A 14310-nucleotide genomic window follows, 5' to 3' on the forward strand; every position below is an offset into this window, starting at 1 on the left:
GAGAAGCGCGGCCCGGTTCCCCACGGCTGCCGCCCGCGGTTCCGTGGGAGCCGGAGCGGTCGGAGCCCGTCCGCATCCGCGGAGCGGATAATCCGCGAACCGTCCTGCCGGATTGTGCGGCGCTTTTTCGCCTGCTTTGTGAATATGGAATAATCCGTTTTGCGAATTTGAATCAACCGTTATTCTAATCCTTATTCGATTCGTCGGGCGCCCAATGACTCTGAATAGCGATCCGGGTTCCATTTCCACCACTTTCGATTTGTCAGACGCATAGAGTTCTCCGGGGGTGCGCCCAGGGGGGCCGCGTGCATTGTGACACAATGCCAAAATGGACCCAGATCGTCCAGAATGAGCGGATTGGAGCATGATCGGCCCTATTGTGCGCGAGGGTCGCTTTTGGACGAATAGAGTCCGCAATGCCTGGTGGAAGTTGTGGGACCAAGGTCAGGATGAACTAGGTGGTGACCCGGTAGTATTGATTTTGCAACGCCCGCTTGTGCTGCTGATGGTACTGCTTCGTGGTTAACGCTGATCAGAAGAGTGGTGCCTCAGGGATATCAGGAACAGAGGGTTCCTTGGAATCCTTATGGAAATGAGCGAGATGATCGCGGGCGTTTGCGACAAGTCGATCCCCCTGTCCCTTGAATCATGAAAGGCGGTCGCAGTGCTGAGTCTGCTCACCAAGGAGCGTCGCGCGAAAGACCTCACGAGTTTCCACCGCGTCTTCTTGCTCGTCCTGGTCTCCATCGGCAGTTCCATCGTCTACACGCCCGCGTATTTGCAGTACGTCTTCGACAAGCCCCTCGGCAAGGCGCTGATCGCTTCGGGCGTGGCGACCCAGGAGAGTGTCGCGACAACCATGGGAACCCTCCTCTCCGCGTACTCGTGGACGGCTCTCATCTGCTACCTGCCCTCGGGGATCATCGCGGACCGTATCCGCGTGCGGACACTGGCGTGGGTGGGATTCGGCTCCACCGCGCTGCTCGTGTACTGGTACGCCTTCTTCCCGTCCTACACCCTCCTTATCGGGCTCTTCGTCGCCATGGGCGTCACGACCATCCTCATCTGGTGGGGCATCCGCTTCAAGCTCGTGCGGCTCGTCTCCGAGGAGGACGCGTACTCGCGCAATATCGGGATCTCCTACGGCCTCTACGGCCTGGTCGGCCTCCTCCTCGGCTTCCTCAACGCGTGGATCATCTCCCTCCTCTCCGGTCAGGGGGACGTCATCCCCATGCGCGCCGTCCTCATCGTCCTCGGCTCTGTCATCATGGTCCTCGCGCTCCTGTCCTTCCTGTTCATCCCCAAGTTCGAGGGCGAGTTCGGCTCCGGTGATGAGGGCTTCAACTTCAAGCAGCTCGGACAGGTCCTGTCGAACCCTGTCGTCTGGCTGGCAGCGGCGACGCTGTTCTTCGTCTACTTCTTCTACACCGGAGTCAACCAGACCACTGGCTACATGGACAACGTCATGAAACTCGCGCCGGGTATCGTCCTCGTGGTCGGGTCGGTCCGCACCTACGGTGTCTCCCTGGTCTCGGCCCCCGTTTTCGGTGCTGTCGCCACGAAACTCGGCTCCCCCTCGAAGGTCATCGGAACCGGTTCGGTGGTCGTGATGATCGGTCTGGCTGTCTTCGCGTTCCTGCCCGCGCAGGCATCCCTCGCCTACGTGGCGGTCGCCATGGCGATCCTTCTCGCCTTCATCGCCAATGGCGTCTTCGGCATCTGCTCCAGCCAGCTCACCGAGGGCAAGGTCCCCGTCAGCGTCTTCGGCACGGCCACTGGCTTGCTGTCCGTCATTGGCTTCCTGCCCGACACCTTCTCCTACATCTGGTTCGGTTCCATCCGCGATGCCCACCAGGACAACCCGGCCGTGGCCTACAACCAGATCTTCCTCATCCTGGCCGGTGCTGCGCTCATCGCCGCGGTCTGCGCCTTCGCTCTCATCGTTGTCGCGCGCAAGCGCAATGTGGCTGATGAAGCGGCGCCCGCGGAGAACGGCTCCTCCAACGAAGACAGGAAGTGAGCTCGACCATGGGCCACAAATACGACGTGCCGCGCCTGTGGACCGAGCAGATGGGCGCAGTCGTCGCCAAACAGGACGAGCTCGCCGCCGGGGCCTACGTCACCGGCCAGAGCCTCGAGGAGATGCGCGAGGCGTACCGCACCGAGCGCGCCTTCTGGAACGAAGGGGGCCCCGCAGTGGCCAGCGCCGTCGACCGCCAGGTCCCCACCCGCTACGGCGAGGTGCGAGTGCGCCACTACCGCCCGAGCGATCAAGGGCCGTTGCCGCTGATCGTGTTCGTGCACGGGGGCGGATGGGTCATCGGCGGCGTCGACACGCACGACCGCATCACCCGCGCCCTGTGCCACCTCACAGGAGCGGTGGTCGTCAGCATCGACTACACCCTCGCCCCCGACGCCCGATTCCCCCAGCAGATCCACGAGTGCCGCGACGCCGTCGCCCACATCCGCGCCCACGCTGAGGAATGGGGCATCGACCCCGGGGACGTCTCCTTCGCGGGGGACTCCGCCGGAGCCAATATGGCGGCAGCGACGATGCTCATGCTGCGCGACGAGGGCCTGCTCCCCACTGCGCGCGCGATGCTCCTGTTCTACGGCGCCTACGGGCTGAAGGACTCCATGTCCATGCGCCTGCTGGGAGGCACGTGGGACGGGCTCACCGAAGCGGACTACGCGTACTACCTCGGCCAGTACTTCGCTGATCCCGCGGACGTCGATGACCCCTACTTCAACATCCTCGGCGCCGACTTCAGCGCCGACGCCCCGCCCTTCTACATCGCCGCCGCCGGCCTCGACCCCCTGCGCGACGATTCGCGCACCCTGGCCGAGATCCTCAGACTGTGCGGCGTGCCGCACCTGTACAACGAAGTCGAGGGCGTCATCCACGGTTTCCTGCACCACTCCAAGATGCTCGACCAGACCATGGAGGTCCTCGCCGAGGCCGCGCGCTTCCACGCCGAACACCCGATCCGCCGCTGAGCAGACGCTCTCACACAGAAAGTGACCCGAAATGGATTTTTCGCTCTCCGAAGACCAGCAACTCATGGTCGATGCCTTCACCGAACTCATGCGCTCGCGCAACTGGGACACTTACTTCCACGAGTGCGATGAGAAGCACGAGTACCCCATCGAATGGACCGAGGCCATCTGCGAGCTCGGTTTCGACCGCATCCTCCTGCCCGAGGAGAACGACGGGCTCGGCGCCGACTGGGTGACCCTCACCGCCGCTTACGAGGCCCTCGGGCGCGAAGGCGGGCCCACCTACGTCCTCTACCAGCTGCCCTGCTGGGACACTGTTCTGCGCGAGGGCACCGAGGAGCAGAAGGAGAAGATCCTCTCCTTCGTCGGCACCGGCAAGCAGATGCTCAACTATGCGATGACCGAGCCCTCGGCCGGATCCTCGTGGGACGACATGCGCACCACCTACACCCGCAAGGACGGGAAGGTCTACCTCAACGGGCACAAGACCTTCATCACCTCCTCGCTCTACGTGCCCTACCTGGTTGTCATGGCCCGCGACTCGGAGAACATGGACACCTACACCGAGTGGTTCGTCGACATGAGCCTGCCGGGCATCACCAAGGAGCCCCTGGGCAAGCTCGGCCTGCGCATGGACTCGTGCTGCGACGTCTACTTCGACAACGTCGAGCTGGAGGAGAAGGACCTCTTCGGCAAGGAAGGCAACGGCTTCCGCCGCGGCGTGGCAGACTTCGACCTCGAGCGCTTCCTGGTCGCCCTGACCAACTACGGCACCGCCTACTGCGCCTTCGAGGACGCCGCCAAGTACGCCAACCAGCGCATCCAGGGCGGAGCGGCCATCGCCCGCCACCAGCTCACCCAGCTCAAGTTCGCCGAGATGAAGGTGCGCCTGACCAACATGCGCAACATGCTCTACGAGATCGCCTGGAAGCACGACAACGGCCTGCTGTCCCGCGGCGACTGCTCGATGGCGAAGTACTACTGCTCCGAGGCCTCGTTCGGGGTCGTGGACCGCGCCCTGCAGGTCCTGGCTGGCGTGGGCATCACCGGCGACCACCGCATCCAGCGCTTCTACCGCGACCTGCGCGTGGACCGCATCTCCGGCGGCACTGACGAGATGATGATCCTCACCACTGGCCGCTCCGCCCTGTACCCCTACCGCTGACACCATCTGGCAGAAAGGAGCTATAGCAATGGCACTGCCCACACAGAAGCCGTCGTTCGGCGTCCTCGATGGCGTCAAGGTCGTCTACTCGGCCGTCGAGATCGCGGCGCCCACCGCCGCGGCCATCATGGCCGAATGGGGGGCCGACGTCACATGGATCGAGAACGTGTGGACCGGCGACTCCATGCGCGACACCGCCTGGGTCAAGGAGATGGAGCGCCGCAACATGCGCTCGATCTCCATGAACCCCTTCACCGACGACGGCAAGGAGGCCCTGCGGGCCATCGTCAAGGACGCCGACATCTTCATCGAGGCCGGCAAGGGCCCCATGTACGCCCGCAAGGGCATCACTGACGAGTTCCTCTGGGAGGTCAACCCCAAGCTCGTCATCGTCCACGTCTCCGGCTTCGGCCAGTGGGGCGATGAGGAACAGATCAACTCGGCGGCCTACGACCTCACCGTGGCCGCGTACGCGGGCATCGTCGCGCAGAACGGCAGCGCCGACCAGCCGATGAACATCTCCCCGTACCTGGGCGACTACATCAACTCCCTGATGATCATCTCCTCGGCCCTGGCCGCCCTGCACCGCGTGGGCGTCACGGGCGAGGGCGAGAGCATCGACATGGCGATGTACGAGACCCTGCTGCGCGTGGGCACCTACTACATGATGGACTACATGAACGCGGACATCCTCTACCCGCGTCCTGGAGCCCGTCACCAGAACCTGTGCGGCATCGGCATCTACGAGTGCAAGGACGGCTTCATCGGGCTGTGCCTGTACGGGGTGGCGCAGAACAAGTACCTGCTCGAGACCATCGGGCTGGGGCACCTGTGGGGCACGGAGGAGTACCCCGAGGGCACGTCGGCGCTGTGGCTGAACGGCCCCAAGGCGGACCTCATCCAGGACACCCTGGAGGAGTACCTCAAGACCCAGTCCAAGTACGACGTGCAGCGCGACTTCGTCGCCCACCGCATCGCCGCCCAGGTCGTCAACGAGTTCCCCGACATCCTGGAGGCCGAGCACGTCAAGCAGCGCGAGTGCTTCATCGATTCGGAGAAGGCGGACGGCACTCCCGTCAAGGTTCTCAACACCTTCCCGAAGTTCCGCCGCAACCCGGGGGCCTTCTGGCGTCCGATGCCGGACCTGGGCGCGGACACCCGGGATGTGCTGCGGCGCGCCGGGTACTCGGACGAGGCCATCGAGGCCCTGATCGAGTCCGGCACCGTCAAGGCCAGCGACGAGGACTGATCGGCCGTGACCCGCTCGGAGTTCGCGCCGGAGAGCACCACAGTCCCCCAACTGTGGGAACGGCAGGTGGAAGACAGGGGGGATCACGAGTTCCTCGTTTTCGAGGACGCTCATTCCCACGAGATCCGTCGTTTCACCTACCGCGAGTTCGACGCGGCCGTGAACAAGTGCGCCAACGCCCTGGCTGCGAGGGGGATTGGCGAGGGGAGCAGGGTGGTACTCCACCTCGACAACTGCGTCGAGTTCGTGGAGTGCACTCTGGCCCTGGCGAAGATGGGCGCCGTGTCGGTGCCCGTCGACGCCACTTCGGCGCCCTTCGAGCTGGGTCACATCCTGGGAACTTGCCGGGCCAGCACGCTCATCACCCGAGCGTGCGCCGTCGCCGACATCCTTTCCGATCTGCCCGGCACCGTCGACGACGTCCTCGTCGCGGGAGCGGCAGACGCGGTGGGCGGGGACGGGAACGGCCTTCCCCGCCTGCGGGAGCTGGCATCGCGCGAGGCTGACTCCTTCACGTCCAACCCCCGGGTCCGGCCCGCGGACCTGTGCGAGATCCTCTTCACCTCGGGCACGACCTCGACGCCCAAGGGCGTGATGATCACGCACGCGAACTTCGTCTTCTCAGGGAACTTCGTCAACTGGGAACTGGATATGAACCCCGAGGACCGCTACATGACCTCCATGGTGGCGGCCCGGGTGAATCTCCAGCTCTCGGCCCTGGCCCCGGTGCTGACCGCGGGGGCGACGCTCGTCATGCTGTCGCGCTACCGGGCGACGTGCTTCTGGAAGCAAGCGCGCGCCCACCGCGCGACCCTGGTCCAGGGGATGGCGATGATCGTGGCGACCATGCTGCGCCAGAGCGTCGACCCGGGTGAACGCGACCACCAGGTGCGCGAAATGCACTACTTCCTACCCCTGAGCACACAGGAGAAGATAGCCTTCGAAGAGCGCTTCGGGGTCCCTATCCTCAACAACTACGGGTCCACCGAGTGCCTCATCGGGGCGATCACCGATCCTCCCCACGGGGAGCGCCGCTGGCCCTCCATCGGCAGAGTCGGCCCCGGCTACGAGGTCCGCATCGCCGACTGCCAGGGGAACGCGCTGCCCGAGGGCGAGGTGGGGGAGATCATGCTCCGCGGAGTCCCCGGCGTGAGCCTCATGGCGGGCTACTGGGACGACCCCGAGGCCACGGCCGAGGTCCTCGACGAAGACGGCTGGTTCCACACGCACGACTACGCCTACATCGAGGACGGGTGGGTGTACTTCATGGACCGACGGGTCGACCTCATCAAGCGCTCAGGGGAGTCGGTGTCATCGGCCGAGGTCGAATGCATTCTCGAAGACCTCCCCGGTGTGCGAGAGGTCGCCGTGATCGGCGTCCCCGACGGTGTGCGGGGCCAGGCGGTCAAAGCCTTCATCGTGCCCGAGCCCGGCGCCGGGCTCACAGCCGCAACTGTCATCGACCACTGCGCGGGCCGCCTCGCGGCCTTCAAGGTGCCCAGTTTCGTGGAGTTCGTCGACGGGCTCCCACGGGGCAGCTACGGAAAAGTGCGCAAACACATTCTCGCGAACTCTTGAATCCGACCCCATGAAAGGACAATGAACAATGGCAATCAACACCGATATGGTCGGCCAGACCTTCGGGCCCTTCGTGCGCGACTACACCTTCCGCGACCTGGAGCTCTTCGCGCTGGGCTGCGGCGCGGGCATCGACGGCAAAGACGGCCTCGAGTACCTCAACGAGCACGACGAGCGCAACCCCCAGCTCAAGGTGCTCCCCATGTTCGGCGCCATGCTGATCGTCGATTCCGATGTCACCCGCACCATCGACTACGGCTACAACTACGCCGGCTCGCTGCACTGGGGTTTCGACATCACCTTCCACCGCCCCATCACGAAGATGAGCGACCACCTGGAGACCAAGGTCCGCCTCGAGGGCCTCTACGACCGCGGTGAGGGCCGTGGCCTGCTCGCCCAGCACATCGGCGACACCTACGACTCGGACGGCAACCTGCTCTTCACCAACGAGTCCTGGGACTGCCTGATCTACGACGGCGGCTGGGGCGGCCCCAAGCCCCCCAAGGACATTGTCGAGATGCCCGACCGCCCCGCGGACGTGGAGACCACGGAGACCATCCCGGAGAACCAGGCGCTCATCTACCGCCTCTCCGGCGACTACCACCCCCAGCACATCGACTGGGACTACGCCGCCGAGAACGGTGAGCCGCGTCCGATCCTGCACGCGATCTCCTACGCGGGCGTCGTCATGCGCCACGCGATCAACGCCTTCGTCCCCGGCGAGCCCGAGCGCATCACCCGCTTCAAGACCCGCATCACCTCCCCCGTCCACCCGGGCAGCACCCTGACGACCCGCCTGTGGAAGGTCAAGGAGGGCGAGCTGCGCTTCGCACTGGTCGACGCCGACGTCGATCAGACCGGCGCCAAGCCGCACCTGAACTGGGGCATCATCGAGTACCGCTGATAGCGCCCGACGGGGGCAGGGGACGCGAGTCCCCCGGGGCGCGGGAGAGGACCGCTCGTCTCCCCTCCCGCGCCACCTCGGCGGACAACGGACATCCTGCGCTCAGAAACGGAAGGAGACCATCGTGGCAGACGGAAACAACGCCATCGACCTTGAGGACCTCGAGATGACCCCGCTGCTCAAGCGCGTCATCGTCTTCTCCTCGGGCGGCCCCTTCCTGGAGGGCTACGTCCTGTCGATCATCGGCGTGGCGATGCTGAGGATGGGCACCGAACTGAGTTTGGACGCGCACTGGCAGGGCATGCTGGGCGTGGCCTCCCTGGTCGGCCTGTTCCTGGGCGCGTCCGTGGGCGGATGGCTGACGGATATGATCGGCCGGCGCAAGATGTTCGTCATCGACCTCGTGGTCATCGCGGTCCTGTCCCTCCTGTGCGCCCTCGTGCAGGAACCCGTCTCGCTGCTGGTCCTGCGCTTCCTGGTGGGCGTGGCCGTGGGCGCGGACTACCCGATCGCCACGTCCATGATCGCCGAGTTCTCCCCGCGCAAGTACCGGGCCGGCGCGATGGGCGTCATCGCCGCGGCCTGGTACCTGGGCGCCAACGTCGCCGCCCTCGTGGGCTTCGCCCTCTACAACGTGTCCAACGGCTGGCGCTACATGCTGGCCTCCTCCGCGATCCCCTGCGTCCTCATCCTCGTGGGACGGTGGGACATCCCCGAGTCCCCGCGCTGGCTCGTCTCGAAGGGCCGCGCCGAGGAGGCCCAGGCGATCGTCCACAAGACCCTGGGCGCCAACGTGCGCTTGCCCGCGGCCGAGGAGGCCGCCAAGACCTCGGTCATGAAGGTCCTGCGCGGCGTCTACTTGCGGCGCATCATCTTCATCGGCGTCATCTGGCTGTGCCAGGCGATCCCCATGTTCGCCTTCTACACTTTCGGCCAGCAGATCATCGGCGGCGCCATCGGCGTGGACAACGAGCGCAACGCCCTCCTGGTCGAGCTGCTCATCGGCACTTTCTTCATGCTGGGCACGTTCCCGGCCATGTACCTGTGCGAGCGCATCGGTCGCCGCCCCCTCATCATCGCCTGCTTCGGCGGCATGACCGTGGCCCTGGCCGTCGTCGGCTTCTTCCCGGGCGCGGGAATCGGGCTGGTCCTGGGCTGCCTCATCGCCTACGCGCTCCTGGCAGGCGGCCCCGGCAACCTCGAGTGGCTCTACCCCAATGAACTCTTCCCCACGGAGGTCCGCGCGACCGCCATGGGCTTCGCCATGTCGCTGAGCCGCGTCGGCACGGTCGTCTCGCTCTACATCCTGCCCTCGTTCATGGCCGAGCACGGCTTCGCCAAGACGATGCTCGCCGGAGCGGCGATCTCCGTCCTGGGCACGGTCGTCTCCGTCATCTGGGCGCCCGAGACGCGCGGCTACACGCTGGCCGAAACTGGTTCCGCAGACTTCAAGGGGCGTTGACAATGTTCGCGATCAAGCACCTCACCGTCGGCTCCTGGCAGGCCGTCTGCTACGCCCTCACCAACGAGGAGGGCACCATTGTCATCGACCCGGGCGCCGAGCCGGACAGGCTCATGCGGTGGCTCGGGGACGCGAAAGTCATCGGCATCGTGCTCACCCACTGCCACAGCGACCACATCGGCGCGGTCAACGAGCTCGTCGAGCACTACGGGTGCTGGGTCGCCTGCGGCGCCGACGACGTGGACGGGGTCGCCGATGTCCACCGCTCCGGCTTCGACGAGGAGGGCGTCGATTACACGGTCGACCACGTCGACCGCGCCCTGGACGAGGGGGACACGATCACCTGGGGAGGCGACACCCTGCAGGTCCTGCGCACCCCGGGGCACACGCCCGGCAGCATATGCCTGCTCTCCCAGGCCCAGCAGGTCCTCTTCAGCGGGGACACGCTCTTCGCGGGGGCAATAGGCTCCACGGCTTTCGTCCTGGGCGACTACGCGGACATGGTGCGCTCGTGCGCCCGCCTCGCCCAGATGGATGCCGCGCTCGCGGTCCACCCGGGGCACGGGCGCGCGACGACTCTGGGGGCGGAACGGCCGATGCTGGCCCGCATCGCCCGGAGCACGCCGCGCGGCGCAGGTCAGTCGTCCAACTGTCGCGAGGGCTCGTGGTGGTGGAGTTGATCGTCAACCAGGTCGGCCACGTAGTCCGGGACCTTCTCCAAGAAGCAGCCGATAACGTCATCGGGCAGGCAGAACGTGCGCATCAGCACGCTCCCCTCGATGGCGTCGAGGAGGCGCACCACCGACGTGTTGCGCGGCAGTCCGCCATTGGCTTTGAACTCCCACAGGCGCTCGTGGATGGCCGACAGGGGGGTGACGAACAGATCCTCGTATATCCGCCAGATCACCGGGTTCTCGGCGTTGCCCGCTTCGACGAAGAGCCGGCGCACAGCCGAGCGGTTCGGCCCCAGGTACTCCCGGAGTCGGAAGTCCGCTTCGTTGGCCAGAATCTCCCTGGGGGAGTCCCCACGGGGCCCCGGGCAGACCACCAGGGCAGTGAAGGCGCGGTGGAGCAGTTCGTCGCGGTCGCTCCAACGCGAGTACAGGCTCGACTTGCCGACCCCGGCCTCGGCGGCGATCTTCGTCAGGTTGAATCCCGCCCATCCCGCCTCCCCGTAGAGGTCGAGGGCAGCGCGGAAGACGCGTTCCTCCAGTTGGGGATCGCGGGGCCGACCCGCTTTGGCGGGGCTGAGAATCGCGAAACGCGTCACCGCGCGCACTCCTTCCGCAAGGGGGGTCGTATGCCGTAATTCTAAGCGACCCTCTTCGCATCCCGCAGGGGTTGGACGCCCCGCAGACCACCAACAGCACGCTCGTGCAGAAAGGGCAGATGATGAGCATCATCGTCGCGTACAAGTACGCAGCAAACCCGCAAGACACCACCGTCGACGCCTCCGGCGCCATCGACTGGTCGCGCGCCAAGGCCGCGATCTCCGAATACGACCCCGTCGCCGTGCAGGTGGGGCGCACCCTCGCCGATTCCCTCGGCACCGATGTCGTCGGCATCTCCGTCGGCACGTCGGCCGTCGCCTCGTCGATGGCGAAGAAGGGGGCGCTGTCCAGGGGCATGGACCGCGCCCTGGTCGTCGCCGATGACGCCACCGCAGGCTGGAACGCCACCACCGTCGCGAGCGCCCTGGCGGGGCTCGTCGGCAAGGTCGAGGGGGCGAGCCTCGTCCTGACGGGCGACTCCTCCATCGACGAATCCGCGAAGATCGTCTCCACCCTCATCGCAGGCTTCCTCGGCTGGCCGTGCTTCCAGGAAGTCGTCGCGGTCGAGGCCGCGGGCGACGGCTGGAAACTGACCCAGAGCACTGCGGGCGGCACCCGCACCATCAGGGTCGACGGCCCAGTCGTCGCCGCAGTCGCCACCGACGCCGCCCACGTGAAGGTCCCCGGCATGAAGGACATCCTCGCCGCTGGGAAGAAGCCCCTCGAGAAGGTCGCCGTCGCCGATCTGCCCACCGTTGACACGGCGCTGGAGGTCACCGGCCGCTCCAAGCCGGTCGCCAAGGCCCGCCGCAACGAGACGTTCACCGGAGACGACGCCGCAGCCCAGCTCGTCGCCGCCCTGCGCAACGCCGGCGCACTCTGAGAAAGGACAGCAGAACAATGACGAACACCTGGATCCTCACCACCGACGAGCGCATCGCCAACCTCGTTGAGGTCGCGGCCGCGGTCGGCGGGACCACCACCGTCATCGCCGTCGCCCCGTCGGCCCCCGCCGTCGGCGGCGTCGATAGCGTCATCCACGTCCCCACCGCCGAGAACGTGCCCGCCGAGGCCTACGCGGGCGTGGTCGCCGGACTGCTCGCCGACGCGAAGGGCGATGTCATCCTCGCGGCGAACCGGCCCGCGGAGCGCTCCTTCGCGGGTGCCGCTGCGGCCGCCCTCGCGCTCCCCGTCGTCGTCGGCGCCACGAGCGTCAGTGCCGAGGGCGCCGAGGTGGCCCGCTACGGGGGCCTCACCAATGAGACCGTCGCCTTCAAGGGCGCCGTCCTCGTCCTCGAAGGGGGCGCCGCGGTGGAGGCCGACGGCCCCGCGGCCCAGGCCCACGAGGGAACCCCCATGGGCGCCGAGGTCGTCGATGTCCAGCCCTCGGGCTCCGGCCCCGCGAACCTCGCCGCAGCGCGCCGCATCGTCTCCTGCGGGCGCGGATTCAAGGCCGAGGAGGACCTCGCCCTCGCCCAAGCCCTGGCCGACGCCCTTGGCGCTGAGATCGCCTGTTCGCGCCCGCTGGCCGAAGGCACCGCCTGGATGCCCAAAGACCGCTACGTCGGGGTCTCCGGCATGCACGTCTCACCGGACGTCTACGTCGCCCTCGGAATCTCCGGCCAAGTGCAGCACACCTCCGGCATGGCGGACTCCAAGATCGTCGTCGCCGTCAACAGTGACGCCGAGGCCCCGATTTTCCAGATCTCCGACTACGGCATCGTGGGCGACATCTACGATGTCGTGCCCGCCCTCACGGCGGCGCTGTCCTGAAACGAGAAGACGAACATGTCCGAGGAAGTCGACTTCGACGTCATCGTCATCGGCGGGGGCGTGGCGGGCGCCGTGTGCGCCTACACCCTGGCCGGACAAGGACGGGAGGTCCTGCTCATCGAGCGCGGCGCGGAGCCGGGATCGAAGAACCTGTCCGGCGGGGTGTTCTACTGCCGCATCATGGAGAAGGTCTTCCCCGACTTCGTGAACGCCGCTCCCGTGGAGCGCAGGATCACCCGGAACTGCGTGAGCCTCATCAACGAGGGTTCCTACGTCAACATCGACTACTGGGATCAGCGTCTGAGCGAACCCGCTAACGCCGTGACCGTCCTGCGCGCCAAACTCGACGCCTGGCTGCTCGAGCAGTGCGAGGAGGCTGGGGTCACCGTCATGCCCGGCGTGAAGGTCGATTCCCTCATCGTGGAAGGCCAGCAGATCGTCGGCGTCCGCGCTGGCGAGGACGAACTGCGCTCCCACGTGGTCGTCGCAGCGGACGGGGTCAACTCCTTCATCGCCCAGCAGGCGGGCATCCGCGCCAAGGAGCCCATGAAGCACCTCGCGGTCGGCGTCAAATCCATCATCGGATTGGAGCGCAAGGTCCTCGAGGACCGCTTCAACGTCCGCGGTGACGAGGGCGTGGCCTACGCGATGGTCGGAGACTGCACCAAGGGCGTCGCCGGCGGCGGATTCCTCTACACCAACAAGGAGTCCGTCTCCATCGGCGTGGTCATGCGCCTGGACGACCTCGAGAAGTCGGGGCTGTCCTCGTCGGATGTCCACGACCACATGCTGCGCCACCCGGCCATCGCCCCGCTCCTGGAGGACGGCACCCTGCTGGAGTACGGCTGCCACCTCACCATCGAGGACGGCCCCGCGATGGCGTCCCACGATCTGACCCGTCCCGGGCTCATCATCGTCGGGGACGCCGCGGGGTTCACCCTCAACACGGGGCTCACCATCCGGGGCATGGACCTGGCGGCGGGCTCCGCGATCGCGGCGGCGGAGACGATCCGCAGGGCCTTCAGCAAGAAGGACTTCGGCCAGGAGGCGATGGACGCGTACCTGCGCCTGCTCGACTCCGGTTTCGTCGGCAAGGACATGGCGACCTATGCGAAGGCCCCGGCCTTCCTGGAGCGCCCCCGCATGTACACGGACTACGGGAAGCTCGCCGCAGAAGTGTTCTACGGGATCTTCAACCACGACCTGAAGCCCAGGCGCCATATGCGCAAGGTCGGATTCGACGCCCTCAAGGCGTCGGGGCTGAAACTCACGCATATCGCGGGGGATGTCCTGGCGGGCGTCCGCGCCCTGTGACGGCACTTTCTGAAAGGAGGACGGAGCAATGACTGGATTCGTCATTGAAAGCGTCCCTGCTCGACTGGCTGGGAACACCTACAACCTGGATGAGGAGGAATCCCACATCGAGGTCGATCAGGAGCTGGCCCGCAGGCTGGGCGCCGGCCCTCTGCTGGAGCGCATCTGCCCGGCGCACGTGTACTCGGTCGAGGCCGATGGCACGATCGGCGTCGAGTACGCGGCGTGCCTGGAGTGCGGGACCTGCCTGGCCGTGGCGCCGAAGGGTGTGCTCAAGTGGCACTACCCGCGCGGCAGCTTCGGCATCATGTTCCGCGAGGGCTGAATCGGACGACGAAGGCGGGGCCCTGGGCCCCACCTGGTCACGGCGGCGGGAGCGCTCAGCGCTCCCGCCCCCCCACTGTTCGCGCGCCCCTGCGCGCAACTGCCCGTGGTGTTCGTGGCGGTTGCTTGCGGGGAGGGCCGGGGCCTTCGTGTCCGAGGCCCGCCTCGTTTCCGGGCGGTTGATTGCGGGGTGGCCCGGGGTGCGTCTTTGTCGGTGCTTTGTGCGCCTTCGTACACCGCACTGCGGGATTCAGCCGCTGCTGCGCCACTTAG

At 66.6% G+C, this 14310-nt stretch carries 13 protein-coding genes; 12 read left to right on the forward strand and 1 reads right to left on the reverse strand.

Features of this window, described 5'->3' with window-relative positions:
- Positions 1 to 664 precede the first annotated feature (664 nt).
- The 8 genes from G447_RS0107950 to G447_RS0107985 all read left to right on the forward strand — a co-directional run bounded on the left by G447_RS0107950 (position 665) and on the right by G447_RS0107985 (position 10035).
- On the forward strand, positions 665 to 2020 hold the full coding sequence (locus tag G447_RS0107950; protein ID WP_005867778.1) for an MFS transporter: 1356 nt from the start codon (positions 665 to 667) through the stop codon (positions 2018 to 2020).
- Positions 2017 to 2997, forward strand: a complete 981-nt coding sequence (locus G447_RS0107955; protein WP_243442339.1) for an alpha/beta hydrolase fold domain-containing protein — start codon at positions 2017 to 2019, stop codon at positions 2995 to 2997. Before G447_RS0107950 ends, G447_RS0107955 begins: the two co-directional genes overlap by 4 nt.
- Positions 2998 to 3028: 31 nt before the next feature.
- Positions 3029 to 4162: a crotonobetainyl-CoA dehydrogenase gene (gene caiA / locus G447_RS0107960; RefSeq protein ID WP_005867769.1), complete on the forward strand. Its 1134-nt coding sequence runs from the start codon at positions 3029 to 3031 to the stop codon at positions 4160 to 4162.
- 28 nt (positions 4163 to 4190) lie between these two features.
- Positions 4191 to 5411: an L-carnitine CoA-transferase gene (gene caiB / locus G447_RS0107965; RefSeq protein ID WP_005867750.1), complete on the forward strand. Its 1221-nt coding sequence runs from the start codon at positions 4191 to 4193 to the stop codon at positions 5409 to 5411.
- Positions 5412 to 5477: 66 nt separating this feature from the next.
- Positions 5478 to 6989 carry an AMP-binding protein gene (locus G447_RS0107970; protein ID WP_243442340.1) on the forward strand — a complete coding sequence of 504 codons (1512 nt, stop codon included), beginning with the start codon at positions 5478 to 5480 and terminating at the stop codon, positions 6987 to 6989.
- Between the two features lie 28 nt (positions 6990 to 7017).
- On the forward strand, positions 7018 to 7893 hold the full coding sequence (locus tag G447_RS0107975) for a MaoC/PaaZ C-terminal domain-containing protein (protein ID WP_026430667.1): 876 nt from the start codon (positions 7018 to 7020) through the stop codon (positions 7891 to 7893).
- Positions 7894 to 8017: 124 nt separating this feature from the next.
- Positions 8018 to 9355 (forward strand): MFS transporter, encoded by a 1338-nt coding sequence (locus G447_RS0107980; RefSeq protein ID WP_026430668.1) that lies wholly within the window; start codon positions 8018 to 8020, stop codon positions 9353 to 9355.
- 2 nt (positions 9356 to 9357) lie between these two features.
- Complete coding sequence (locus G447_RS0107985) at positions 9358 to 10035, forward strand: MBL fold metallo-hydrolase (protein ID WP_026430669.1); 678 nt, start codon at positions 9358 to 9360, stop codon at positions 10033 to 10035.
- Here G447_RS0107985 and G447_RS0107990 read toward each other — a convergent pair.
- The gene (locus G447_RS0107990; protein WP_005867780.1) at positions 9993 to 10625 is read right to left on the reverse strand and encodes a TetR/AcrR family transcriptional regulator; all 633 of its coding nucleotides are present in this window, start codon (positions 10623 to 10625) and stop codon (positions 9993 to 9995) included. The two genes, G447_RS0107985 and G447_RS0107990, sit on opposite strands and share 43 nt — an antisense overlap.
- A 122-nt stretch (positions 10626 to 10747) precedes the next feature.
- Here G447_RS0107990 and G447_RS0107995 point away from each other — a divergent pair, with 122 nt between their 5' ends.
- From G447_RS0107995 to G447_RS0108010, 4 genes are read left to right on the forward strand one after another with little or no spacing between them, the layout of a single operon-like run.
- Positions 10748 to 11509: an electron transfer flavoprotein subunit beta/FixA family protein gene (locus G447_RS0107995; protein ID WP_026430670.1), complete on the forward strand. Its 762-nt coding sequence runs from the start codon at positions 10748 to 10750 to the stop codon at positions 11507 to 11509.
- Positions 11510 to 11526: 17 nt separating this feature from the next.
- Positions 11527 to 12399: an electron transfer flavoprotein subunit alpha/FixB family protein gene (locus G447_RS0108000; protein WP_034476741.1), complete on the forward strand. Its 873-nt coding sequence runs from the start codon at positions 11527 to 11529 to the stop codon at positions 12397 to 12399.
- A 15-nt stretch (positions 12400 to 12414) separates the two neighbouring features.
- Positions 12415 to 13713, forward strand: a complete 1299-nt coding sequence (locus G447_RS0108005; RefSeq protein WP_005867767.1) for an FAD-dependent oxidoreductase — start codon at positions 12415 to 12417, stop codon at positions 13711 to 13713.
- Between the two features lie 28 nt (positions 13714 to 13741).
- Positions 13742 to 14038: a ferredoxin family protein gene (locus tag G447_RS0108010; RefSeq protein WP_026430672.1), complete on the forward strand. Its 297-nt coding sequence runs from the start codon at positions 13742 to 13744 to the stop codon at positions 14036 to 14038.
- Positions 14039 to 14310: the final 272 nt, after the last annotated feature.

Origin of the sequence: Schaalia georgiae DSM 6843 (assembly GCF_000429245.1) — a bacterium.
GTDB lineage: Bacteria > Actinomycetota > Actinomycetes > Actinomycetales > Actinomycetaceae > Pauljensenia > Pauljensenia georgiae.